This is a genomic window from Enterococcus sp. 12F9_DIV0723, from assembly GCF_002174375.1.
Lineage (GTDB): Bacteria > Bacillota > Bacilli > Lactobacillales > Enterococcaceae > Enterococcus_A > Enterococcus_A gilvus.
Map to the genome: position 1 here is coordinate 2036671 of NZ_NIBK01000001.1, position 23864 is coordinate 2060534.

General features: G+C 42.9%; 24 protein-coding genes. 5 read left to right on the top strand and 19 right to left on the bottom strand.

Annotated features, from left to right (window positions below; translation table 11 throughout):
- Nucleotides 1-17: 17 nt before the first annotated feature.
- Nucleotides 18-494 carry a GAF domain-containing protein gene (locus tag A5868_RS09620; RefSeq protein WP_086303636.1) on the bottom strand — a complete coding sequence of 159 codons (477 nt, stop codon included), beginning with the start codon at nt 492-494 and terminating at the stop codon, nt 18-20.
- Between the two features lie 306 nt (nt 495-800).
- Here A5868_RS09620 and A5868_RS09625 point away from each other — a divergent pair, with 306 nt between their 5' ends.
- A complete protein-coding gene (locus A5868_RS09625; protein WP_086303635.1) occupies nt 801-2231 on the top strand; it encodes a peptidoglycan DD-metalloendopeptidase family protein in 1431 nt (476 codons plus the stop codon).
- Nucleotides 2232-2292: 61 nt separating this feature from the next.
- On the opposite strand, the gene budA is transcribed toward A5868_RS09625, so the two are convergent.
- The 4 genes from budA to A5868_RS09645 form a co-directional block, all read right to left on the bottom strand.
- Nucleotides 2293-3006 carry an acetolactate decarboxylase gene (budA, locus tag A5868_RS09630; RefSeq protein ID WP_086303634.1) on the bottom strand — a complete coding sequence of 238 codons (714 nt, stop codon included), beginning with the start codon at nt 3004-3006 and terminating at the stop codon, nt 2293-2295.
- Nucleotides 3007-3056: 50 nt separating this feature from the next.
- Complete coding sequence (gene alsS, locus A5868_RS09635; RefSeq protein WP_010780493.1) at nt 3057-4709, bottom strand: acetolactate synthase AlsS; 1653 nt, start codon at nt 4707-4709, stop codon at nt 3057-3059.
- Nucleotides 4710-4850: 141 nt separating this feature from the next.
- Complete coding sequence (gene tsaA, locus A5868_RS09640; RefSeq protein ID WP_086303633.1) at nt 4851-5315, bottom strand: tRNA (N6-threonylcarbamoyladenosine(37)-N6)-methyltransferase TrmO; 465 nt, start codon at nt 5313-5315, stop codon at nt 4851-4853.
- A gap of 55 nt (nt 5316-5370) precedes the next feature.
- Nucleotides 5371-6192 carry a MerR family transcriptional regulator gene (locus A5868_RS09645; RefSeq protein WP_139843590.1) on the bottom strand — a complete coding sequence of 274 codons (822 nt, stop codon included), beginning with the start codon at nt 6190-6192 and terminating at the stop codon, nt 5371-5373.
- Nucleotides 6193-6307: 115 nt separating this feature from the next.
- On the opposite strand from A5868_RS09645, the gene A5868_RS09650 reads away from it, so the two are divergent.
- The 3 genes from A5868_RS09650 to A5868_RS09660 all read left to right on the top strand — a co-directional run bounded on the left by A5868_RS09650 (nt 6308) and on the right by A5868_RS09660 (nt 8470).
- Nucleotides 6308-7171 (top strand): SPL family radical SAM protein, encoded by an 864-nt coding sequence (locus A5868_RS09650; RefSeq protein WP_086303632.1) that lies wholly within the window; start codon nt 6308-6310, stop codon nt 7169-7171.
- Between the two features lie 80 nt (nt 7172-7251).
- A complete protein-coding gene (locus tag A5868_RS09655; protein ID WP_010780489.1) occupies nt 7252-7524 on the top strand; it encodes a hypothetical protein in 273 nt (90 codons plus the stop codon).
- Nucleotides 7525-7549: 25 nt separating this feature from the next.
- On the top strand, nt 7550-8470 hold the full coding sequence (locus A5868_RS09660) for a LacI family DNA-binding transcriptional regulator (RefSeq protein ID WP_010780488.1): 921 nt from the start codon (nt 7550-7552) through the stop codon (nt 8468-8470).
- A 400-nt stretch (nt 8471-8870) separates the two neighbouring features.
- Here A5868_RS09660 and alsE read toward each other — a convergent pair whose 3' ends face one another.
- The 9 genes from alsE to A5868_RS09705 all read right to left on the bottom strand — a co-directional run bounded on the left by alsE (nt 8871) and on the right by A5868_RS09705 (nt 17144).
- Complete coding sequence (gene alsE, locus A5868_RS09665; RefSeq protein ID WP_086303631.1) at nt 8871-9548, bottom strand: D-allulose 6-phosphate 3-epimerase; 678 nt, start codon at nt 9546-9548, stop codon at nt 8871-8873.
- 28 nt (nt 9549-9576) lie between these two features.
- The gene (locus A5868_RS09670; RefSeq protein WP_010780486.1) at nt 9577-10320 is read right to left on the bottom strand and encodes an SDR family NAD(P)-dependent oxidoreductase; all 744 of its coding nucleotides are present in this window, start codon (nt 10318-10320) and stop codon (nt 9577-9579) included.
- Between the two features lie 14 nt (nt 10321-10334).
- Nucleotides 10335-10889, bottom strand: a complete 555-nt coding sequence (gene hxlB / locus A5868_RS09675) for a 6-phospho-3-hexuloisomerase (protein WP_086303630.1) — start codon at nt 10887-10889, stop codon at nt 10335-10337.
- Nucleotides 10873-11925: a galactitol-1-phosphate 5-dehydrogenase gene (locus tag A5868_RS09680; RefSeq protein ID WP_086303629.1), complete on the bottom strand. Its 1053-nt coding sequence runs from the start codon at nt 11923-11925 to the stop codon at nt 10873-10875. Before A5868_RS09680 ends, hxlB begins: the two co-directional genes overlap by 17 nt.
- A gap of 18 nt (nt 11926-11943) precedes the next feature.
- Nucleotides 11944-12771 carry a PTS system mannose/fructose/sorbose family transporter subunit IID gene (locus tag A5868_RS19465; protein WP_010780483.1) on the bottom strand — a complete coding sequence of 276 codons (828 nt, stop codon included), beginning with the start codon at nt 12769-12771 and terminating at the stop codon, nt 11944-11946.
- Nucleotides 12772-13530, bottom strand: a complete 759-nt coding sequence (locus A5868_RS19470) for a PTS mannose/fructose/sorbose/N-acetylgalactosamine transporter subunit IIC (RefSeq protein WP_010780482.1) — start codon at nt 13528-13530, stop codon at nt 12772-12774.
- A 40-nt stretch (nt 13531-13570) separates the two neighbouring features.
- On the bottom strand, nt 13571-14047 hold the full coding sequence (locus A5868_RS09695; RefSeq protein ID WP_086303628.1) for a PTS system mannose/fructose/N-acetylgalactosamine-transporter subunit IIB: 477 nt from the start codon (nt 14045-14047) through the stop codon (nt 13571-13573).
- A 1-nt stretch (nt 14048) separates the two neighbouring features.
- Nucleotides 14049-14465, bottom strand: coding sequence for a PTS sugar transporter subunit IIA (locus tag A5868_RS09700; RefSeq protein ID WP_010780480.1), 417 nt, complete (start codon nt 14463-14465; stop codon nt 14049-14051).
- Nucleotides 14466-14624: 159 nt separating this feature from the next.
- Nucleotides 14625-17144 carry a sigma-54-dependent transcriptional regulator gene (locus A5868_RS09705; RefSeq protein WP_086303627.1) on the bottom strand — a complete coding sequence of 840 codons (2520 nt, stop codon included), beginning with the start codon at nt 17142-17144 and terminating at the stop codon, nt 14625-14627.
- Nucleotides 17145-17400: 256 nt separating this feature from the next.
- On the opposite strand from A5868_RS09705, the gene A5868_RS09710 reads away from it, so the two are divergent.
- The gene (locus A5868_RS09710) at nt 17401-18375 is read left to right on the top strand and encodes a serine hydrolase domain-containing protein (protein ID WP_086303626.1); all 975 of its coding nucleotides are present in this window, start codon (nt 17401-17403) and stop codon (nt 18373-18375) included.
- A gap of 123 nt (nt 18376-18498) precedes the next feature.
- On the opposite strand, the gene A5868_RS09715 is transcribed toward A5868_RS09710, so the two are convergent.
- From A5868_RS09715 to A5868_RS09735, 5 genes are read right to left on the bottom strand one after another with little or no spacing between them, the layout of a single operon-like run.
- Nucleotides 18499-19044, bottom strand: a complete 546-nt coding sequence (locus A5868_RS09715; protein ID WP_086303625.1) for a DUF1697 domain-containing protein — start codon at nt 19042-19044, stop codon at nt 18499-18501.
- A gap of 46 nt (nt 19045-19090) precedes the next feature.
- Entirely contained in the window at nt 19091-19999 is a 909-nt protein-coding gene (locus A5868_RS09720; RefSeq protein WP_086303624.1) for a sensor histidine kinase, read from the bottom strand.
- A complete protein-coding gene (locus A5868_RS09725; RefSeq protein WP_086303623.1) occupies nt 19986-20675 on the bottom strand; it encodes a response regulator transcription factor in 690 nt (229 codons plus the stop codon). The genes A5868_RS09720 and A5868_RS09725 overlap by 14 nt, the downstream gene beginning before the upstream one ends.
- A gap of 17 nt (nt 20676-20692) precedes the next feature.
- Nucleotides 20693-21508, bottom strand: coding sequence for an ABC transporter ATP-binding protein (locus tag A5868_RS09730; RefSeq protein ID WP_254908290.1), 816 nt, complete (start codon nt 21506-21508; stop codon nt 20693-20695).
- 18 nt (nt 21509-21526) lie between these two features.
- Nucleotides 21527-23845: an ABC transporter permease gene (locus A5868_RS09735; RefSeq protein ID WP_086303621.1), complete on the bottom strand. Its 2319-nt coding sequence runs from the start codon at nt 23843-23845 to the stop codon at nt 21527-21529.
- Nucleotides 23846-23864: the final 19 nt, after the last annotated feature.

Here is a 23864-nt window from a genome sequence, read left to right on the forward strand (position 1 = left end):
AAGCAACGAACGTAATTTTATTCCACATTTTCTAACAATAACGCCACATATTGTTCTAAATAAAATTGATCGATTTGATCATACATTCCTACTTCAGAGCTATCCAAATCCAGCACTCCAATCAACTGATCCCCTTTCTTCATAGGAACAACAATTTCTGATTGCGCCGCAGAATCACAAGCAATGTAGTTTTTATGCGTCATTACATTTTCGACGATCAGTGTTTGATTCTTCTCAGCAGACTCTCCGCAAACCCCTTTTCCCATTGCAATATGCACACATGAGACATTTCCTTGAAAAGGTCCCAGAATCAGTTCGCCTTCTTTGAACAAATAATATCCAACGAAAACTGTTTCTTGCAATGTCTGGTTCAATAAAGCTGATGAGTTTGCCAGATTCGCAATCAGATCTGTTTCCCCTTCCAGTAATGCTTTTTGCTGCATCAATAATAATTTATACGCCTCTTCTTTTGCTTCTTGATTTTTCCAACTCATAGTCTTTTCCTCCAATAATAATTCCTCATTCATCGAGTAACATTAGAAAATAAGGAACTTTTGGTTTATTCTACCCTAACCACAGGAAGAACGCTATTTTTAAAAATAGCCTTTATTTAAGCCATTAGAACGATTTCATTCGTCTTATTTACGATTTGTCAAGAGTATAAAGCCTTAATTCTTCTAATTAATATTTCATTCGTATTACAAAATATACGGTTGCATGAAGAATCAACTACTTTAAACTTTTTACTCATATCTTCTTATATAATTGAATCCGAAAGATGAAAAAAGTGAGGGAAACCATTGATTAAGTTGAAAAAATATACGGCACTGACTTTGTGTGCCTTGACATTGACTACTGCTCCAATAAGCGTCTTAGCAGATGAATACGATCAAAAAATTGCTGATCAGGATAAAAAAATCTCTGAACTGCAACAAACTGAACAATCTGTAGAGGATCAAAAAGCGGCGTTAGAGCAAGAAGTTGCCGCAATAGAAAAAGAAGTCAACGCAGTCTTAAAAGAAAAGACGACTGAAGAAAAGAAATTAAGCGACTTAACTGCTAAAATCGCTATTCTTCAAGAAAAAATCCAAAAACGTGACGAACAAATCAGAAACCAAGCGCGTGACGTGCAGACAAAACACGATTCTGCATCAATCGTTGACGTCGTGATCAATGCGAAATCTGTTGGCGATGCTGTGAAGAAAACTATGGCTGTTTCAACCATTTTAACAGCTAGTAAAAATATCATGGAACAGCAGACTAAAGACAAGGCAGAGCTTCAAAAGCTTGAAAAAGAAGCCGAGCAGCGCCTGCAAGTAATCAATAAAAAAACTGCTGAACTAAAAGGCAAGCAAGAACAGCTTGTAAAAGCCAAGTTAGATCAGCAAGTAAAAATCAATGATATCCAAGCAAGTATCGCTACAGAAAAGAGCGAAAAAGAGAAATTTGAAAAGCAAAAAGAAGACGCTGAAAAGAAACGACAAGCAGCGTTGAAAGCATTAGAAGAACAACGTAAAAAAGAAGCGGAAGCCCGTGAAAAAGCGCAAGCGGAAGCTGAAAAACAAGCGCAAAAAGCGGCAGAAGAAGCGCAAAAAGCGGCGGAAGAAGCTGAAAAGCAAGCGGCTGCTGCAGAGACGGCTAAACAAAAGCAAGAAGCTGAGATCGCGCAATTGGAAGCACAGAAGCAAGAAGAACAAGCAAAACAACAAGAAGAACAAGCTCAGACTGTTACGGATACGAGTGCCACTCGGGTTACTACAAACCCGGTAGAACCAGCAGCAACACCAAGCGCTAGTGAAGAAAAACCAGCAGCTCCTGCTGCAACAAGCAGCGGCTGGGCTTCTCCTCTATCCATCGGCTTAGTAGTAACAAGCCCATTTGGTCAGCGCCAAGATCCAACAGGTGCATCTGGTTCTCAACATGATGGCGTCGATTTTGCCGGTGCCGCGGGAACACCGATCATGGCTTCTAAAGGTGGAAAAGTGGTTGAGTCAGGATTTCATTGGTCCGCTGGGAACCACGTAGTGATCCAGCATGCGGATGGGTACTATTCATACTATATGCATATGGTTTCAGCCCCAAGTGTCGGCGTAGGCTCAGAGGTTAACGCTGGACAAGTATTAGGCGGCATGGGAACAACTGGTAATTCTACGGGTGTGCATTTACACTTTGGTGTCTCCACTGCATTGTGGTCTGGATTTGTTAATCCTGCTCCACTATTAGGCGTTTAAACAAAACAAAAAAGTACAGAACAATGGTCAGAGAAATTCTGATTCTTGTTCTGTACTTTTTTTATTCTGCTTCTGAAATGTCTTTTGCGATTTCATCTAGTTTGATTTCATTGTTTAAGTAATCTGCATTTTCTGTTGGGAAATGTTGACGGAATTCCGCTAATTCCATTAATTCAATGCGTCCATCGGCTAATTCAAAATCCAATACATGGCCGCCGAAGGTTTCATCGTCACTAATAAAATGTAAATGGAACCCCCCAGAGGCCGCACCGTGGAACAGCTCTGGTGTAAAGAACCCGACAATGGTACCCCGCAGGTTATCTGCTTCAAATTCAGGCTGGTTGCGAGCGATCTCTACGAATCTCGGATACGGTTTCTCCTGTTTTGGGGCAACTCGCACATGCATGTGCTTGAACGTTCCCTCTATCTTAACAGCCGCAAATAAATTGTGGCTGATTTTTTTTAGGACTTCTGCTTTCACTTGCTCATCAGACACTGCTTCAAGTGAAAATTCTTGATCTGAATCAAAACGAGTCACTGCTGCATAAGGTGTCCATTCGTCGCCGGTCAGTCGTCTTACCTTCCCTGTTTCATCTGTATGATAAATCACTCCGTCTAGAAAAAGCACTTCTCCATTTGATCCTTCAAGTGTGCCCAAGCCAAAATCGCCATAGTTGGACAAGGCGCCGATTTTTTCAGTACCATCCATCAAATCTTGCATCAATCCACCGAGTGTACCGTGTTGGTAGATATAACTTTTTGTCTTCACTGTCATGTACAATCCCCTTCTATCTCTCTTCTGACTGTCGCGTATCTACGGATTTCTTAATAAAATTGATCGGGTAAAATGGTTTTTCCTAATTCCTTATTATCTGAATAATCAATCGGGATGTCGATGATCACAGGACCGTCTGTTGCCAAGCCTTCTTGGATCGCGGCTTCTAATTCGGCTTGTGATGTCGCCCGTAATCCTTTTGCGCCAAAGGCTTCGGCATATTTTACAAAATCAACGGGTCCAAAGTGGACACCCGCAGAACGATCGTATTTCATTTCTTCTTGGAACTCTACCATATTGTAGCTGCCATCGTTCCAGATCAAGTGGATGATTTTTTGTTTTAAACGCACCGCTGTTTCAAGCTCTTGAGCGGAGAATAAGAATCCGCCGTCTCCAGAAACAGAGAAAATTTGTGTATTCGGACGAACCAATGCGGAGGAAATCGCCCATGGTAAGGCTACACCCAGTGTTTGCATCCCGTTACTGAATAACAAGTGGCGTGGTTCATAGCTGCGGAAATGACGAGCCATCCAAATGTAATGACTACCGACATCCACCGTGACCGTCATCTCATCGGTGACATTTTTTTGCAGCGTATCAATGACTTCTAGTGGATGCACACGCCCCTCCGTCGTTTCACTCTTTTGTCTGCCATTCGTTAATTTTTCTTGCAGCGTTGAAAGATAGTGTTGTGCATCGTCTGATAATTGATACGTTGAAATGGCATCTCCTAATCGATCGATCGTTTTGGCGATACTGCCGACCAATTCTACTTCTGGCTGCATGTATTGGTCAATTTCCATCGGTACTTCATCTATTACCACAATACGCGCATCTTTTTCAGCATTCCAGTTTCGCGCTTCGTACTCGATTGGGTCATAGCCGATTGCTAAAACTAAGTCGCTGCGTTTTAACAGCATGTCTCCCGGCTGATTGCGGAAAAGTCCGACACGGCCGAAGAAATGATCTTCTAGTTCCCGAGAAATAATTCCCGCTCCTTGGAAGGTTTCAACAACTGGCAGCCCTGTTTTTTCAACAAGTTTGCGAATCGCTGCTGTTTCCTTTTCACCTGAAGCGCGCATTCCGACTAACAAAGCGGGCAGCTTTGCCTCATGGATTCGTTTCACCAAATCATCGATATCCTCATCAGAGGCAGACCCTAAAATTGGGGCTGACATTGGTTTGATTGCTTCACCCTTCACTTCGCCATCCGTCACATCTTGAGGAATGGATAAGAAGCTTGCACCTTTTTTGGCGGTCTTAGCGATACGGTAGGCGTTCGCGATATTTTCCGATAGCATTTCAGGATCTTGAATCTCTGAACTATATTTTGTAATAGGTGCGAATAATTCTGTATTTTTCATGCTTTGATGAGTCAGCTTAGAAAGATCTGAACGTTTTACTTGTCCTGCTAATGCAAGAACAGGGTCTCCTTCTGCTGTAGCCGTCACTAGTCCAGTCGCTAAATTGCTTGCACCGGGACCGCTCGTGGCGATCACTACACCCGGTTCTCCCGTCAAACGCCCAATGGCTTGTGCCATAAACGCCGCATTTTGTTCATGACGAGCTAGGATCAATTGTGGCCCATGATCCTCTAATGTATCAAATACGCCGTCGATCTTGGCACCGGGAATTCCGAAGATAAATGGCACGTTATGGTTTTCTAAACTATTAACAATGATTTCTGCACCTTTTTTACTCACTGTATTACATCTCCTTAAAATCTGTATCACTTACATTCGTTAATATAGCATCAATTTATTAATTTATCAACGATGAAACATCACGAATAATTGTTTTATCAAAATCCAAAAAAAGAAGCCTCATTTCTGAGACTTCTCGCATTATTCTGTAAAATTGAATTCCGCTGACCAATCAAACTCACCTGAACGTTCATAGCTTTGCGGCCAATGACTGCACCAAGCAGGCCCTTCAAAATTTTCAATTACATCTGAACTGGCCGTATAAGGCTTGATATCCAGAATCGGACTATCATTTTCCGCATCAAGATACTCAAGATAAACAAGGTTTTCTTCTATTTTAATGATTTTCGCGGCTGATAAAGCGATAGGGTTCGGTCTGACTGGTCCCCTAGTCGCAAAGGTTCCTAATTTTTCTGGTCCGTGAACATACGGCTTGCCAACCGTCGTTCCCCTTAATTCAGGAATATCGAGGTGATGAAACCAATACAGAACATACAAATGACTAAAGTCAGACAATCCGATCAGCCCTTCCTGATATTCAGGAGACAGCTCCAAATAGACACCTGATTCTGTTTGTTTTACTTTACCGATCTCGTTAATTTTCATGATGACTCCTCCTAGACTTTTTTAGAGTCGCGACCTCTGATATGAAGATACAGCCTCACGTTAGGTGAGAGTCAAGAGGAATCAATGGCAATTGTAGTTCTGTTAGATAGTCTTCAGGATTAGCCGTGTGTTCAGGACCCACATGACAAATTTGCCGAGGTGCTTTCAGCAGTTCATATTCAGGATGCTCCTCTAGCCATCCAGCAAAGGAGCGATACGCCTCTGGTAATTGATGATAGTTTCCCTCAACCATTATGATCGCGGCAGGATTTAATTCGGAAAGCTGTCTTTTTTGCAATGGCGGCTGAACAGGGTGATCGGAAACAATGGCGACTTCTATTTCTACCCACTCTTCCAAATATTCCTCGTCATGGAAAATCGTCAAAAACTGATCCGCTGCTGTCGGTAAAGTAACGCTTTGACTAATTAACAACGTCAGAAACTCTTCCCAAAGCAATCCTTCATGGTAGAAACTTTTGACTGTCCTTCTTAGGCTGACGATAGAACAGGCAGGAATTTTTTTAAGTGTTACTGGGTATTCCTCGGTATGCTGCATCCGCTGCATCATTTGATGGATCTGCTGCTGGCGAAAACGATCCCGTCGAATCTCCTGTTCGATTTCCTGCTCCTTTTTTTCCAGCGCCGCAGTAAATTTCGTCGCGTCCTCCTGAAGCAGCTGCTGGATTTCTTTTAATGAGAAGGTCAATTCTCGTAATAAAACGATCTGTGCGAGCCGCTCTAGCTGCTTTACTGAATAATAACGATACCCAGAGTCCTCTTCGACTAACTGGGGGTGGAGCAATCCGATTTCATCATAATGACGCAGCGTGCGAATCGATACTTGTCCTAAGCGAGAAAACTCACCGATTTTCAGCAATAAAAACACCTCCATTCCTTATTATACCGATACTTTTGATTGTTAACAGCTAAAAAATATGGGATAATAGATATACGAACATTTGTTCTTAATTCTGGTTTTCGGGAGGTCCACGATGCATTATAAAGAATATAAATCGATCTTGTCCGCGAAGAACGGCTTGAACCTTTTTCGCGGGTGCACGCATGGCTGTATCTATTGCGACAGTCGCAGCGATTGCTATCAGATCAATCATCCTTTTGAGGATATCGAAGTAAAGGCCCATGCTTTAGAAATTTTAGAACAGGAGCTGCAACGGCGCCGAAAACCGTGCATGATCGGAACTGGCGCGATGACAGACCCGTATATCCAGTTGGAATCCCGACTAAACATCACTCGTGGCGCATTAGAATTGATCGATACCTATGAATTCGGTGTGGCCATCCAGACGAAGTCCAATCGAATTTTACGTGATCTGGACTTATTGTCTTCCATCAATAAAAAAACGAAAGCGGTAGTCGAAATGACTTTGACGACTTACGATGAGACAGTTTGTAAAATTTTGGAGCCATATGTTTCTACAACGAAAGAACGTTTTGAAACATTGATGGCCTTTAAAGAAGTCGGTGTCCCCACAGTCGTCTGGTTATCCCCTATCTTACCCTTCATCAATGATACCGAGGAGAATTTGCGTGGACTACTAGACTATTGTATCCAAGCAGGCGTCAAAGGGATTCTGTGTTTCGGATTTGGCGTGACGTTGCGGGCGGGGAATCGTGACTATTTCTATCAGCAATTAGACAAGCATTTTCCCGGAATGAAGAAAAAATACCAGTATGCTTTTGGTGATAGCTATGTCTGTAATAGTCCGAATCATGAACAGCTCATGAAACTTTTTATTGAAACATGCGAAAAACATGCTATCCTTTGGAGGACAGATGACGTGTTTCAGTATTTACACGAATTTGAAGACAAACGAGAGCAGCTGTCACTATTTTAAAAAAAATGAACTAAAACGCTTGCTCTGAAACTCGTTTCATAACTTATACTTCCCTTGTAAAGAAAAAGGAGGAATTTTTTATGAATACGTATGTGACCGTTCAGCAAGAAAATACACAAGAACATTTTCAAGTTTCCCTGCATTTTTCTGAAGACCAGCTAAGACTTTTCAGAAGCCGAGGGTTTAGACGTCCGACGATCCAAAACCTTCAACTAACAGAAATCAAGCATTTATATATCAACGAATTAATGGGCAGCCCGATCGTCAGCTTCTTTTATCGGGATCGCCGCTATACATTTTATCAATTTGGCCCTGCCGTTATTGAATATTTAAAAGAGCATTTAGTCGCTTAATCAAACGTGAAGAGGTGTGTCCCCCATGGCAAATATCCGCGATATCGCAAAAATCACTGGTTACTCCGTCTCTACGATCTCACGCGTCATCAATAATCATCCCTACGTCGATGACGAAAAGCGTGCTCGCGTATTGGCGGTCATGCAGGAGTTGAACTATGTCCCTAACCGCTCTGCTCAAAATTTAAGTTATGGAAAAACCAAAAATATTGGCGTGATCTTGCCCTTTGTCAATCATGAATACTACGATCAGATGCTTAGCGGCATCATGCAGGCCGCTTTTGATCATGGCTATCAGATCAGTTTGCTGCCCACAAATTACAATCAAGAGTTGGAGAAGACTTATTTGGCTGAGTTTGCCACGCGTTCATTCGATGGCTTGATCGTCACGACCAAGTCAAACCCGATCGAGGCCTTTTTTGACTATTTTCAATACGGTCCGATTATTTTCTGTGAAGAGGTTCCAGATGCGGATGTCAGCACTGTCTATATCAACCTGAAAAATTCATTGAAGGAAGCTTTTTCTTATATGAAGGAACAGGGGATCAAACGACCAGGAATGACTTTGGGGCGCAGTAAAAATATCAGCCACAACTCAAAGCTCTCTATTCGGATAGCGAAGGAGAGTTACCCTGATTTTGACGAAGCCAATATTTTTTGGGATTGCATCATGGCGGAGGATGGGGTTCAAGGTGCGCGCTTTTTTGAGAAACAAAAGGTAGACGGGATCTTGACCTTTGGCGACGATATCGCAGCCACGATCTTGCAGAATTATGACGGGAAAAAGCCGTTGGTCATTGGGCGAGAAAAACAATTGATTAGTGAAGTGATGGGCTTTTCCACCATTGATCATCATTTAGCGGAATGTGGAAAGAAGGCCTTTGAAGCTTTCTATTTCAACAAGCATGAGAAACGCTGCATCCCGCATCATTTCATAAAACGTTAATCACTAAACCAGCCAACGATTCCGTTGGCTGGTTTTTTGTGCAGATTAGTGTGTTTTTTGACTGATCTACAGATTCGTGTTCAAAAAGATACTTTACAAATGAAAAGTCAAACAACAAATAACTTTCCATTTGTAAAGTAAATTCTTTTTTTACTTTTCAAATGCACGGTTTTTTATTAAAAGGCTTAACAGTTGATTGTACTAGATTAGGTTCTGCGAATACGCTTTTTGATCAACACTTCACCGCTAAAAAAGATCTCCGTTCCCCATTGACTAATGCTTCAAACGTTGCTGTACCTCCCTTTATGGGATATATCAGAAACGTGATTTTCTGTTTCGTCAATGATGGAGCATTACGAGGTCTTTTTTAGGATATTCTCACAAATTTCTAGTGTTCATCTTACGTTTTGCTTACGGCTACATCAAGGTGTCCTTGCATAATCTCCACTGATTTTTCAATGGATTCGTTCAGATTGAATAGACCGCTTGTTCCTACGATCAACATATCTGCTCCGGCTTCAATCATTGTTTGATAGGTTTTTTCATTGCACGAACCATCGATTTGAATGTCAAACCTAAGATTATTTTCTTTTCGATAGACCGTTAATTTTTTGACTTTCTCCAAACTCTCCGATATAAATGTTTGTCCAGCAAAGCCTGGATCAACAGTCATTACGGTCACGATATCAATCAAATGGATGTAATCAAAAATCAGATTCAAGGGGGTTTCTGGATTTAGAACAACGCCTAGTTTTTTCCCTCGTTTTTTGATTGTTTCACTCAATCGAAACGCATGACCATTCAAAAATTCGGCATGAATACTGATCACTTCCACACCAAGATCAAGCAATGGTTCTACGTAATCGATTGGATTGGTGACCATTAAATGCGCGTCCATCGGAATCGTCGTGTGGTTGTTTAATTGTTCAATAAACCAAGGGGACAATGTCATATTACTGACATAATGCCCATCCATAATATCGATATGGTAATAATCCACCGTTTGATTTAAGCAATTAATTTGTTCTGCAAATTTACTAATGTTCATACACATTAATGATGGGGCAATTTTTACCATTTTCGGTTCCTCTTTCCTCGTAAATTCTTTAGTTTACAGATTGTCCGCCATCCACTACCACTTCTGACCCCGTCATGAACCGGGATGCTTCTGAAGCTAGGAAAACTACGACATCTGCCACCTCATCTGCTGTACTGATGCGTTGATACAAAGGAATTCGGCTGCCCATCTCTTCCATCGTCCGTTCAGTAGCCTCTGCTGCATGTGCCGCCATCTGTGTTTTGATGTAGGCGGGATGTACTGAATTTACCCGAATGCCCCGCGGCGCAAACTCAATTGCTGCTGCTTTTGTCAATGCGGATACCGCACCTTTTGACGCAGCATAGGCAATTCGATTTTTCGATCCTAAAAAGGACGCGATGGAACTCGTATTGATGACACTACTGCCTTCACCCAACAGTGGCGACATTGTTTTTACACCTAAGAAAATACTTAATGCGTTCACATCCATCGTCTTCTTCCAAAGCTCTACGCTTGTCTCCTCGATCGTCTCGATTTTAAAGATGCCTGCGTTATTGAACAGCACATCTACCTTGCCATATTTTTCGCTGATGTCAGCGACCGTACGCAGCCACGCGTCTTCGTCTGTTGCATCGAAGCAGTAGGCATGGATCTCTTTGTTTTTAAACTGGTCTAGCAAAGCTTGGACATTCTCGCTATTATTGTCATTTACTAACACTGTGAATCCTTTAGCAAGTAATTTCGTGACGACTGCTGTACCCAACCCGCCAGCGGCCCCCGTGATAAATGCAACCTTCTTTTCTTCACTCATTTTTCAGCTTCCCTCTATTCTAGATTTGCATGGCGGCTCTTTAATGCCTCCATCGTCATCTGTTTTTCTTCCATCAATCGTAATGCCAATACATCGTGAAATATCAAAAGTCCTTGTTCAAAGACCGTCGTCATTGGCTGAATCGACATAAAGGTTTGATTGCTTTTAGATGGACTTTCAAATGTAACCACTGAATCGGCCAACTGCGCAATCGAACTCTCTGGACTAGAAGTCAGGTGGACGATCGTTGCCTGATAGCTTTTAGCCTTTTTCGCTATTTCCAGCGGAATGACTGACTCTCCTGAGCCGCTGCCGACAACCAAAAGATCGTCACTCGTAATCGGCGGCTCATTCAGATCACCTACCATATGACAGGAAATTCCTAAATGAGTCAGACGCTTCACCGCAGCCTCTAAAGACAATCGAACTCTTCCAACACCAACAAAGAACACCTCTCGCGCACCGAGCAATGCCTCTACATAGGCCTCGATTTCCTCATTAGAAACTTTTCCTAGCAGCAGGCTCAATTCGTCCATTACAGCTTTACTTGACTCACCATAACTTCTCATTCACCATCAACACCTTATTGTAAAATTCTTTTTTCTCATGAATCATATCGAACGCTGAAATCAAATCCTCAATCAGAACTTTATGAGTGACCAATGGCTTCAAATTCAATTGTTTGTTCGCTATCGCTTGAGCTGTAACCTGCCATTCATTTTTGGGAAAATGTTCATAGATACTATTGAACATCCCAACGATCGTGCCTTCCTTACGCATAAACTGATCGTAGGTTTTCTGTTTCATCACCATGTCTGAATGAGGATTACCCAATAAGACCACCCGACCAAATGTCCGAATCGATTTTGCGCATTGATCAAAAGCTGCACTGGAACCCGTTGCTTCGATTGCGACATCGGCTAGTTTGCCAGCTAAAGTTTCTAAAATAAAAGCTTCCGCATCCTGCTCTTGACTATTACAGACATCCGTAAAACCTAATTCACGAGCAAAAGCGACTTTAGTCGGATCAATATCCACCAGCAATACCTTCCCAGCACCATTGATTTGTGCCCACTGAGCGACCATTACACCAATCGGCCCTGCTCCGTATATAACAATAGTGTCGCCAACATTCAGCTCGGCCTTATTAATCACGTGCTGGGCAACCGTCGCAGGCTCTACCATTGCCCCTTCTTCATAGCTCACGTGATCTTCTAAAAGAACTAGATTAAATAATGGAACAGCTAAGTATTCTTCAAACCCGCCATCTGTTCTTGAGCCAAAGTAATTGTACTTTTTACATTGTGCGTAATAGCCCGATTGGCAGAATTCACATTCGTTGCAGGGCAGCAGTGGAAATACTGCTGCCTTTTTTCCTAAATATTCTTGACTGACTTCTTCTCCGACAGCAACAATTTTTCCGGCAAATTCGTGCCCCAATACTGTTGGGAAATGATACGAACCCGTCACGTATACCCGCGGGATGTCAGAACCGCAAATCCCGCAAGCCATGACCTGGACCAACACTTCGCCCTTTTTCGGCACGGGCTTTTCTTTTTCAACGAGTTCCAACTGATCGATTGCTTTTAACTCAACTGCCTTCATGTTTTCCTTCACTCCCACTTATTTTGGAATCCCTAAAACGCCTAGATACGATAGGGAGATTCCCAGAACAAAAATGATCAAAATAATCAAATTGATATTTACTTTTTTCCGTACCAGCCAGTAGACCAGCATGGTGATCCCCAATGGAACGAGCCCTGGCATCAAGGCATTGATGACCTGCTCTTGAATCCCTAATTTGACGCCCTTGATATTCAAAATCAACGGAATCTCAATATTCACTCGGGAGGCAGTCATACATCCCACCACCATCAATCCCACCATACTGAAAATCTCCGTCAAACGAGCGATCGTGCCTTCACGCAGCATTGTTAAGATGAAGGATTTCCCTTTTTGATAACCTAAGCGGTACATGTTCCAGCCAAAGCCGATCAAACAAATCTTGTAGGCAATCTCAAAGAAGATCGGCCCGACATAACTGCCGTCAATTGCCAGTGAACAAGCAATACCAGCTAAAATCGGATAAACGATCCCTTGACTGACTGTATCGCCGATCCCTGCGATAGGCCCCATCAGCCCTGTCCGAAGCGAATTGATCGTTTCATCTGTGATGTCTTCCGCGCCATTGGCACGCTGCTCCTCCATTGCGGCCGCAACACCTGGAATCATCGTTCCAATAAAGGACGGTTCCGTATTATAGAACACAAAATATTTCTTCAATTCTTTCACTTGCCGTTCTTTGTCTTCCGGATACAGCTTCCGAATGACTGGCACCATCGCATTTGCTTGGCCTAACGCCTGCAATCGTTCATAGTTATAAGCCGTTTCACTCGAATAGGTCAGCGCCCAGTTTTTTAGTAATTCTTTTCTCGTTAATTTTGCTTCCATTTATGATTGCTCCCTTCCAGCAGGTTTCATGTCAAGAAATCCAGTATTGTAGAACACAAAGCCCATGATGGCAGCGATCGCTGTTACTGCCATAACGTCCAATTTCAAATAAACTGCCAATATGAAGCCGAAGAAGAAGAAGGGCATGATCTTTTTATTTCCCATAAAGCTGATCAGCATGGCGATCCCTAATGCAGGCATGATTGCCCCGACGACTTGCATCGCATCTACAAAGGAATCAGGAATCATGTTCAAAAGATTTTTCATCGGCTCTGCACCAAAGTAAACCAAGATAAACGCAGGCACTCCCGTAATGATAAAATTCAAAATTCCCGAAGGTACATAATTCATCATGCGCATCGCGCGAATATTTCCGTTATCCAAAAATTTCTCTGCACGATGGACCCATAACGCATTGATCGACATCGTCAACTGGAAGGTCAGAATACCGAATAGACTAAACGGTACAGCAAAAGTGACTGCCAAACTTGGGTCTGCCCCTGATAAAATCGTCATCGCTGTTCCAAAAACAGCGGCCACCGGCAAGTTCCCCGGCATCGTTCCTCCCGCAGTGATCCAACCGAGATACGCCAAGTTGATATACGCTGCTGCCTGCATCCCTATCAATGGCTCACCCATAGCCAAAGCAACCAAGAATCCCGACCAGATCGGATACAACCACGAGCGCGTAATCAAATGACTCGGCCACCAATTACAAACCGTTGAAATAATAGCAACTAAAATTGCGGATAAAAGCATTTTTTTTCCTCCTTTTTCCTAGTAATGAACGAATGCTTGCTTATAAATATTTCGACAAATCAGTTTCTTTTTGATCGGGAATAATGTGAATCACGACTGGAATCCCTTGATCGATCAGTTGTTTGAAGGTTGTACGTTCCTCATCCGATGCCGAAATGTTTTTATAAAGGACGCGTCGATTGGCTTTCGCCCCCATACCGCCGACAACCAGCTTATCGATCGCGATGTCGTTTTTGACCAGCGCATCAATGGTGACTGGTGCTTTCACTAAAATAATCAGGCGTTTATTTTCTGACTCCTGTGCTTTCAAAAAGGTAACCGCATCCTCCAATCCTTTTACGATGATGTCGATGCCTGAAGGAGCAGACATTTTCAATATCTCACTCATAAAATCATCTTTTGCGACTTCTTCGTCAATAATCAAAATTTGATTTGCTCGTGTTTTCTTCACCCACGCTGTCATTACCTGTCCGTGTATCAATCGATCGTCAATTCGTGTTAATACGATTTCGCTCATGTTATTCATCCTTCCCATAATTTTCAAAAAGTTCTTTGATGCCGTCTTTTCCGACTGTCTGGATATAGGTTGTTAATTCGTCTAAATCCATCGTCTCTCTGCTGCATACAGCTTCGATCACCATCGGCAGATTCACCCCTGTTACAGAACGATAGTCTACTTTGCCTTTCAGCGTCTGGTAGTTTTGAGCAGTCACATTGTAAGGACTAGCACCAAAAATGTCACAAAAGACCAAAACCCCTTGCCCCTGCTCCAACTCCAGCATTTTCTCTGCAACCTCTTCTTTGTATGCTTCGATACTCGTCTCATGATAAAGACCCAATGTGTCGATATTCTCCGCCTCTCCTGTAATTAGTCTCAATGCGGAGAGATATCCGGCGGCAAGCTCTCCGTGGGTCAATAGTAATACACCGATCATTCTTCCACCTCCTCGCTTTTATATAGCAATAAGCGTGCCAATTTACTGAACAATAGAAAAAAAGCATCAAATCAACGTTAAACAGACGGAAATGATTTGATGCTTTTGAATGAACAACTTATTTAGTTAGTGTGCTGTCAATTAAAATTTAGTGTGCTGTCAATACATCAAGCTTGTGTTGACTTCGATCAGTTCCATCATATAACTGATCTCGCTGTCTTCAATCACGATCGCGTACCGATTTTCTAAAGGGATAAGAAGTTCCTTTAAGTAGCTGTACAACGCCGGATCGCTTTGGATGATTTCCTCCGCATCCTCCCGTAAAAATTGCTCCTTGCGAATCGACCGTTCGATCATGTTGCTTGTATGGAAAAGAAACTTGATCCAAAAATCCTCGAAGTTTTCAATGCTATAGCTATCTGCGATTTTCTTCGCTTCGATCTCTAACAAATCATAGATCGTCGCCCCATCTAAAAATATCAAGCTCTCCTCTAAAATACAGATGATCTTGCTTCGTCGATCATCAGTGAAGGGATTGGGATCGTCTTGCATCGCTTTGTCTTGAAAGTCTTCTACGCTGTTCCCAATATATGCGCTTTGTTCGACGATGTCTTCAGACAGCTTGATGATGGACATTTTTGGCAGCAGGGATTTACGCGTCGCTTCAATGACCATTGGTGTCGTCACCATCTTGATCGTTTGTGTGGGGATGCCTGTTTTCTTCGTGATAATATCGCCGAACATATTGAGCGACCCCATATCGCTAAGAATCACGACACCTTTGCCTTGATCGATCTTTTGTACCAAAGAAGTGGCCTTTTCCAAGGTATCGCCAACGGATTGCGACAGCGGCATATTCAATCCGACTGCGTGCTCGACATTTAACAATTGATTGGCCGTGTTCGCCAGATCTGTCGCCGCGGTGGTCCCGTGCATCAAGATCAAAACACCAATTTTCTTCTCTGTATACTTTTCATTCATTGCCTTTAAATACAAAGAAATAAAATATTTTTCACTCTCAGGCAATTGAACTTCTAATTGATCAGAGATTTCTCGACAAATCTGCTCAGCCATTTCGATTTCTTTTTCCATAGCCAATTCGTTCGGTTTTTTATGTTCTAAAAAAGAATTGTCTCTAAAGGAATAGCCCTCCGTGATTTTTTCGATCAAGGTATCCAGATGCAAAGCCAAGCTTTTGATGTTGCTGTCGTCTAAGTGATAATGCTTCTTCTGCGCCACACGTTTTAAAATATTGACGGTGATTTCATAATTTTTACGAGAAACGATTTTGAAAATGGCCTGCTGCTGATTGCCTTGCTTTTCTGCTAACTGCTGTGCTTTGCCCTGTATGATCGACTTGAGGGGAGAAAGCGAGCCTTTCCCTTCCAGATACTTGTGGTACGTCTCCAAAACATCGTGGGACACACTTTCTTCCTCATCTACTAAGAGAAACGGGTCCGAATCTCGCTCCTCTTCAGGTGTGAAAACAAATTCGTCAATTTGCAGCAGTTTCAGTTTTTCTCGCATCTCAGCATTGATCTCAGAAGAATGGGCATAATAGAACTGGTCGATCAAATAGGTCGATAGATGGGACAGTTTTACTTGAATGACCTGGGAGTGATTGGAGATACTGTCGACTAACGCATTGGCACACAACAATTGAATATCATTCTTCATTTGTCCGATATTTCCGACTGGATCGTATTGTAAAAAGAAGCGGATCACATCTTCGTTTACTTGCAGTTTGCGCTCGGTCTTTTTAGCTTCTTGCTTAAAACAAAAATAAATCAGTTTGATTTTTTCAGCCAATCCTCGTTCCTTTACACTTGGCATAAAAATTTTCAATGGAATACGACGTAAAAAAGTAGACAGGATATTCCCTTCGATCGCCTCAGTCGTAGCGCCAATAATCAGCACACGAACCTTTCGAGGGTTGGAGGATTCCCCCAGGCGATAATATTCCCCGCGGTCCATGATCGAAAACAGCATCTCTTGTCCTTCTGGCGGCAACCGATGAATCTCATCCAAGAAAAGAATGCCATTGTTCGCTGCGGCGATCAGTCCATCCTTATCGGTCTCTGCTCCAGTAAAGGCATGCTTAACATGACCAAAAAGATGATCCAATAGCAGATGCTGGTTATTGGAATAATCCGCACAGTTGAATACGATATAAGGAGAATCATCCTGCAGCTTTCCGGCATGTTTTGCGTATTGGTACATAAATCGTGCAAATGTCGTCTTTCCTGAGCCAGAGGGTCCCGTCAGCAACGAATGCAGTCCAAAGGGTGGATAAAGCAGTGCTGCCTTCGCCTGTCGCACCGCATTTTCCAACGAGCCGTCATACCCAATCAGCTCCGTAAAAGGGTAGTCCCCAGGACAGGAATCTTTATTTTCCAGTAATTCTCGAACTTCTTCCACTGTCAAAGATGCCTTCAAGGAACTTCCTTTACCGATCGCTGCTTCGATCAGCTCCTTCGTCAAAAATCGAACGGGCCTGCCAGAAAGCTTGAGGACTTTTCCTTCCTCTGCTAATCGATTTAAATCACGACTTACGTTATAGCGAGCGATTCCTGTTGCCTCTGAAATGCTGGTGGACTCTAATTTTGGTATGCCTGTATCTTGAAGAAAAATTTCTGTTTGTTCACATAAAAAAGTATACACACTGTCCTTTCTACCCATTACCCCAACCCCCTTCGTTAGTGACATTGTACACAGTTTGATAAGCGCTTTCAACACGAGCTTTCTTTTTCATTTTAAAAATTCCCGATTAAAACAGACAATTTTCCTGAAAAAAAAGAGAATATCTTCCCTTCTTCATCTAGTATATTAAAAATAAAAAATGAGCAGTTTCATTATTTTTAAAATAACACTTGATTATGATTTTAAATCCCCTTACTCTAGAGATAGAAGGCGCCTTCGGAAATGGAGGAAACCAATGAACGAAGAAAAATTTGAAGAAATCCAGCAAAAAATAAACCAGGATCATACCAACATCACAGGGATCATTGTGCAAAAAAATAAACAGCGGCTATACGAGGACTATTTCAACGGCTGCACAGAAACCAGCAAGATCCATATTTATTCCATAACGAAGAGTATTCTTTCTTTGCTGCTGGGTATCGCTCAGGAACAGGGATTTATCGATACGCTTGAAGAACCGCTCTTGGATTATTTTCCAGAATTCACAACGAAAAATGAGTCTATCAAAAAAATCACACTGGAAAATTTACTGACGATGACGGTCCCTTATGCGTACCGTCCTGGTCCTCTTGCCTATATCAAGTATTTTATGAGCAAGGATTGGACCACATTCACCCTAAAACAACTAGGCGGCAAACAGCCTTTGGGCCAGTTTTACTATACACCGTTGATTGGTCCTGATCTCTTGTCGGCCCTGCTGACTCGCAGGACACATCAAAGTGTCTTAGCGTTTGCGCAGAAAGAATTGTTCGACCCAATAGGAATAACTGTTGGCCCTTCGATTCAGTTAAAAACCGCGAAGGAACAAACGCTCTTTAATCAATCACTGACATCAAACGGTTGGGTCGCTGACCACACGGGGCTCAATGCCGCAGGCTGGGGGCTAACATTATCCACGCGAGATTTGATTACCCTTGGGCAATTGATTTTAAACAAAGGAAGCTGGAACAAGCAGCAGATCGTTCCTCACCATTGGTTAAAGCAGATGCAGCAGCCTCACAGCCATTGGGAGCAAGAACAGTTGGATTACGGTTATCTATGGTGGGTCTTGGATTCCTCTAAACCAATTGTGGCAGCTATGGGAGATGGCGGAAACGTGTTGTACATCGATCATGAGAAGCAGCTTGTCGTTGCGATCACCGCACTCTTCAAAGAAAACGTCTTTGATCGAATTGATTTTATCCAAAATGAGCTTCTTCCCCTCATTTAACCCCATCGACTAAATGTAAAGCATTTCCACTAAATACTTTACAAACGAAAAGCCAAACGTCTTTATACTTTACAAATGAAAAGTATACGAGCGTTTGGCTTTTTAGTTGATTGCGCGAAAAGGCTATTTTATTGTACTTAGATGCAGCAGCTTATTGACCGTATTTGCATTGCGGATCGTCACGTGGGGATTCACTGAGGAACTCGCGATTTTTGACCAGCGTGCTTTATTAAATGTTTTCCGCGGTGCCGACCAGAAAATCACGTTGTCAGAATGAGCGATTTTTTCATACTCAGGCTTTATTTCTCCTACTGCTTCAAAAACCTGCGATACCGTCATGGGAGGGATCATAAAAATAACATAGTAGATCGTTTCCTTCTCTTGATTCCACCATTCAGGCGCTTCTTCCAGCAAACGGCGCAACTCCTCGACCTCGACTACTACAACTGGAATAGTTAAATCGAACTCCTCGACAATCAAGGCTTCACAGGCACGGATCAATCGTTCTTGATCCCGATCGTCACTTGAAAAAAGAACGTTTCCGCTATTGATGTATGTCTTTACCTCGGAGAAGCCCTTCTTTTCAAAAGCTTCCTTTAACAACGCCATAGAAATTTTATTTTTGCCGCTGATATTGATTCCTCGCAATAAGGCAATGTACTGTTTCATCTTGATCTCCTATCTCATTTTTAAGTTTCAGCTTATTCTTATTTAATCAGACCGTAAGCACAAATTTCTTGGTGTATTCATCGTCATCAAGCAGGTCGATCGTAAATCCATGCTTGTCAATGATCGTTTTGACAATTGCCAGCCCCAATCCGCTGCCTTGAAACGATCGTTCCGCTTCATTTTCGCTGACGAATGGGTGAAAGAGCTGCGCTCGATCCTTTTGAGGGATCTCAGTTCCGTTGTCCGCAAAGATGATCTCCGCTTTGTTTCCTTTATTTACCATCGTTATCGCTAACGTTGTTTTTATTGGGTTGTGCTTGCAGGCGTTGATCAAAAGATTGGAGAACACCCTTCGCATCTCAAGCTGATCTATTTCTCGTATGACCGGCTCCTCAGGAATGTCAAAGGTGAAGTCGATCTGGTGCTTTTCGATCACATCATAATACGCGGCTACGGTTTCTTTCAATAACAAATTCACTGCGTAGGTTTGCTTGTTTAAATGAAAGTCAGCCGAGTTTAATTTGGTGTATTGAAACATCAGGTCTAAGAGTTCATTCGCCGTGACCGATTTTTGATGAATAATGCTTGTGACCTCTTTGATTTCCTCTGGTTCTACGATATCCTCATTCAGCGCTTTGGAAAACCCTGTGATGCTAGTCAAGGGCGTCTTCAAATCGTGGGCAATATTGGCAAATAAGGTGCTTTGCTTTTTTGCCAGCCGTTGACTCTCTTTCTCGATTTTCTTGTTCAAGCTGCGGTAAAATAAAAAAGAAAACAAGAGCACCATCAGGATTTGCAGCATTGCAGCGATCATTGGTGTAATCACTTGATACTCGGCACCAAAGACCCAGCTATCCAGTTCTGTGATCAACTCGTTCGTTATATCTCCGACGATCGACAGTCCTAAAAAGTACAAAATGAAGGCACGCATGATAGCATTTCTAAGTTGTTTCATGAACGGCCTCCAATCGATACCCCAATCCTCGTATCGTTTTGATGCGCTCAGTGCCGATTTTATCTCGAAGCTTACTCATCATTACGCGAACATTATTGTCCCCGGTCAAAGGGTCTTGCCACCCTTGTTCATAAAGCTGTTCCTTGGTGAATACGCGCCCAGGCTGTTCCATCAACAGTTTCAGCACGCGGAATTCTACGGCTGTCAGCTCGATGCGTTGTCCTTCGGCGTACCCAATACAAGCATTTGTGTCCAATTCGAGAGTGCCCACTGTTAAACGCATATTTTGAGCGTGGCTTGAAACACCTAAGTCATGGTATCTTCTTAAAAGCGCCTTCACTCGAGCAATCGCTTCGTGAGGATCAAAGGGTTTGGTCAAATAATCATCGGCACCGAGCTCCAAACCAAAGATGCGATCGGAAGCCTCGATTCGTGCGGAAAGGACTAGGATAGGGATATTGCTGCTCTTTCTAAGTGTGCGAATCAATTCAAACCCATCTATTTCCGGCATCATGATATCCACAATCACCAAATCCATGTCAGTCGTAGCTAAAATAGCCAGCGCTTCACGTCCATTGTCTGCCTCAAAATGAACCATGTCTTCACTTTTTAAGTACATTTTCAGTAATTTGATGATTTCCTTTTCATCATCCACATGTAAAATATTGTATGCCATCTGTCGAATGCGCCCCCTTAGACTTCTTCATCCTTTCTATTAATTTTACCATACCCCTTCTGAAGAACAGTCGGCGATTCTCCCCCCTCGGCTGCCAACATATACGAATTGATTATTTCCATTCGTTTCTCTAGGTTTTGTCCAATGTATTTCCCTAAATACACTTCCTCATTGATCTGACCATCTTCCATGAAGAACACTTGCTCGCTCTGAGCCGCGACCTTCACATCATGAGTAACGAGCACGACGGTCGTGCCTTGTTCGTTGATGTGAAGCAAAATATCCATGATTTCCTGTGCGGCTGTTGAATTCAGCGCGCCCGTCGGTTCATCGCCAAAGACAACGCTGGGGGCATGCATCAAGGCACGACAAATTCCCGCTCGTTGCAGTTGTCCACCAGACACTTGTGTGATTTTTCGATCCTTCAATTCAAGAATTCCCACACGTTCCATTAACTGTTCTGCTTGATCGACTAGCACCTTCATCGGCTTCTTTTTACTGAGGCTAGGTAAAATAATGTTGTCGATCAACGAAAGATGCTTCAGGAACGTTGGCTGCTGAAAGACAAACCCCATTTGTTTTCTGCGCACCTCCGCAAGCTGTTCCTCTTTTAATTGATCGAGTCGCTGCTGCTCAAAACGCACCGTACCTGAATCAATCGTATCCATCCCACTGAGTGCATACAGCAGCGTGGATTTTCCAGAACCGGAAGGACCCATGATCGAAATAAATTGTCCTTTAGGTATGTTGATCGTAAGTCTATTCAAGACAGCGGCTTGATCCTCACCGCCAAAATGTTTCGTGATCGCTGTTCCTTCAATAAGCATAGCCATGCTTCTCCACATCCTTTTTTAGTTTTTAAGATTCTCAGCAAGGCTGATTTTTCCTGCGTGTGCCGTGACTATTTTTGTTGTGACCGTTGTGACCATCAGCATCAGTAACGGACAACCTAGGTAGATCAATCCGCTCCCCGTAAGTTGGATAGTGACACCTCCTAGCAAGGCGGAAACAAAACCGGACATCGCCGTGCCTGCCGTCATCGCGAAGAGCGTGCCAAGTCCTACTCCGCAAAAAAGTGTGATCAGACTGCGGGAAAGGTATTGTTTTCCGATCGCTTGGTTGGTGAAACCCGTGGCCTTCAAAATCGCGATCTCCCTTTTGTCTTTCGCTAATAAAAGCTTTATGAATAGCGCTGTAATCAATGAGGTGACGAGTAGTGCGACAGCCAAGGCCCCGATCGAAACGAAAAAAAGCGATTGGATCGTCGCGCCGAAGGTTTGGTCACGAAATTTTTCTGCATTGTTCATTTTAGCGAAAGGCAGGTCTCGTTTGTATTGCTCCAGCTTTTTGGGGACTGTTTCTGGGTGTTTCAATTTGATGGAGATGTCCGTCCAAATAGTAGGTGCTGTCGTATCGTCAAACGTAGCCTTCGCCGTCTTTCCTCCATTGAAAAGATTGGCGTAGATGCCGCACACGGTGACCGTCTCTTCTTTCCCATCGACCACCAAAACCATCGAATCTCCTGTTTTCTTGTTGTACTCGTCGGCATTGATGGTCGATAAGGCAATCTCCTTTTTCGTTCTAGGTGCTCTTCCCTTCAGATAGTTCACTGGAAATTTTTGATGTTCGCCTAACTCAACAGCGAGAACACTGTCTGCTTTATTTTTTTCTTTGACCTGAATGTTTTTCGTAACAAGTTTACTGAAGCCTGCTACATCGGTATCCTGCGCCAGATAGGTCTCGATTTTTTTCTGATTTCCGTCTGTATTCGTTGATTGATACAAGCTGGTACTGATATCAATACCTCGCCCAAAACCGATACTTTCAATGAATGCTTCAGAAGCCGTCGTATGATACACCAACGCCGGAACGATCATTATGAAGGTCGCTAGGATAAAAACAAGCAGCATCGTGCCATAGAGCGCTTTTCGATTCAAACTGTCAATAAGTCCGATTCGAACATTGGGAGATAAAAATAAAAATTTTTGCAGGCTTCCCCGTGTTTTGGTATGGATCTTCTCATTTTCCCCGCTGAAGCGCAGTGCCTCTACTGCGGACACTTTTTTAAAGCGATTCAAGAGAACAGATACATAAAGAATCATTGATGCCATCACCACACCTGCTCCAACGACCGCCATTATCCAACTCAACCCTTCGTTGCTGCTCTCTCCCATAAAAAGTTTGATATTTTTCAATAGAAGATAGCTGGCCGGAATGGAAAGCAGGTAACCAAATACGCTGCCGCTCACTGAGATTGCTGCATATTTCGCTAAATAGATTCTCTTGATATCTGTGACGGTCAATCCGATGGCTTTCATTACACCAATTTCCCTGTAATCCTCTTCGATCTTTGCTAATAGTGTGAATCGCATACACATAAACGTCATCAAAACAATCAATAAGCTGATCACTAAAAGGATGCCGATCATCACGCCATCAGACATCGCGTTGCCTAATTTAAATAAGCGATGGCTGCCGCTTGGCCCATTGACCTCTAGTCCCGCTTTTTTATAATCCGCCTCAAACTGATTCAGCTTACTAGGGTCCTTTAAACGGAATTGGAGGATGTACTCTAGCTTTCCTTTAGAAAACAGCGCGTCGTATTCCTTTTGATGAACCAGCAGACGCTTCGACCCAGCCATTTGAGAATTCATGATCCCATCCCGAAGAAAACCACTGACGGTAAAGGCTTCTCCGGCAATCGTCGCAGAATCTCCGAGTTTGACGATTCCTTGCTTTTTGAAGGCTACCGGAACATACAATTCTCCGGGCTTTGGCTGAATTGGCTGATTGTTCATATCCAATAAATAATCGAGCTTTGTACTTTGGACAGCGAGTCCATTGTCTTCCACACTGTCCGCGAAACTGTGCCCGCCCAGTTCAATGTCCGAACCGTTGAGATTTAGAAATTCAGTGACCTCATAGTTTTCTACATTCCCCTGTGTTTTTACAAAGCTTGCCAAGCGCTCGCTATCTATCTCTCCTGTATGCATCTGCATATAATGAGGAGATTGCGATTTTTCCATCAATGTATCAATCGACCCGGCCAAATTCACACTTAATATCGACGCTAACGCAACAAACAGTGCGGCTGCCGTAATGAAAATCGTCAGCACAGCCGTGATCAGCTTACTTTCCCGTACATCATTTTTTATGATTTTTCCAAACATCTCCGCTCACTCCTACCCG

Coding starts and splice junctions, on each gene's coding strand:
- A5868_RS09620 (WP_086303636.1), bottom strand. CDS start 494: ATGAGTTGGAAAAATCAAGAAGCAAAAGAAGAGGCGTATAAATTATTA.
- budA (WP_086303634.1), bottom strand. CDS start 3,006: ATGACAGTGAAGACAAAAAGTTATATCTACCAACACGGTACACTCGGT.
- tsaA (WP_086303633.1), bottom strand. CDS start 5,315: ATGAAAATTAACGAGATCGGTAAAGTAAAACAAACAGAATCAGGTGTC.
- A5868_RS09650 (WP_086303632.1), top strand. CDS start 6,308: ATGCATTATAAAGAATATAAATCGATCTTGTCCGCGAAGAACGGCTTG.
- A5868_RS09655 (WP_010780489.1), top strand. CDS start 7,252: ATGAATACGTATGTGACCGTTCAGCAAGAAAATACACAAGAACATTTT.
- A5868_RS09660 (WP_010780488.1), top strand. CDS start 7,550: ATGGCAAATATCCGCGATATCGCAAAAATCACTGGTTACTCCGTCTCT.
- alsE (WP_086303631.1), bottom strand. CDS start 9,548: ATGGTAAAAATTGCCCCATCATTAATGTGTATGAACATTAGTAAATTT.
- A5868_RS09670 (WP_010780486.1), bottom strand. CDS start 10,320: ATGAGTGAAGAAAAGAAGGTTGCATTTATCACGGGGGCCGCTGGCGGG.
- hxlB (WP_086303630.1), bottom strand. CDS start 10,889: ATGAGAAGTTATGGTGAGTCAAGTAAAGCTGTAATGGACGAATTGAGC.
- A5868_RS09680 (WP_086303629.1), bottom strand. CDS start 11,925: ATGAAGGCAGTTGAGTTAAAAGCAATCGATCAGTTGGAACTCGTTGAA.
- A5868_RS19465 (WP_010780483.1), bottom strand. CDS start 12,771: ATGGAAGCAAAATTAACGAGAAAAGAATTACTAAAAAACTGGGCGCTG.
- A5868_RS19470 (WP_010780482.1), bottom strand. CDS start 13,530: ATGCTTTTATCCGCAATTTTAGTTGCTATTATTTCAACGGTTTGTAAT.
- A5868_RS09695 (WP_086303628.1), bottom strand. CDS start 14,047: ATGAGCGAAATCGTATTAACACGAATTGACGATCGATTGATACACGGA.
- A5868_RS09700 (WP_010780480.1), bottom strand. CDS start 14,465: ATGATCGGTGTATTACTATTGACCCACGGAGAGCTTGCCGCCGGATAT.
- A5868_RS09705 (WP_086303627.1), bottom strand. CDS start 17,144: ATGGGTAGAAAGGACAGTGTGTATACTTTTTTATGTGAACAAACAGAA.
- A5868_RS09710 (WP_086303626.1), top strand. CDS start 17,401: ATGAACGAAGAAAAATTTGAAGAAATCCAGCAAAAAATAAACCAGGAT.
- A5868_RS09715 (WP_086303625.1), bottom strand. CDS start 19,044: ATGAAACAGTACATTGCCTTATTGCGAGGAATCAATATCAGCGGCAAA.
- A5868_RS09720 (WP_086303624.1), bottom strand. CDS start 19,999: ATGAAACAACTTAGAAATGCTATCATGCGTGCCTTCATTTTGTACTTT.
- A5868_RS09725 (WP_086303623.1), bottom strand. CDS start 20,675: ATGGCATACAATATTTTACATGTGGATGATGAAAAGGAAATCATCAAA.
- A5868_RS09730 (WP_254908290.1), bottom strand. CDS start 21,508: ATGGCTATGCTTATTGAAGGAACAGCGATCACGAAACATTTTGGCGGT.
- A5868_RS09735 (WP_086303621.1), bottom strand. CDS start 23,845: ATGTTTGGAAAAATCATAAAAAATGATGTACGGGAAAGTAAGCTGATC.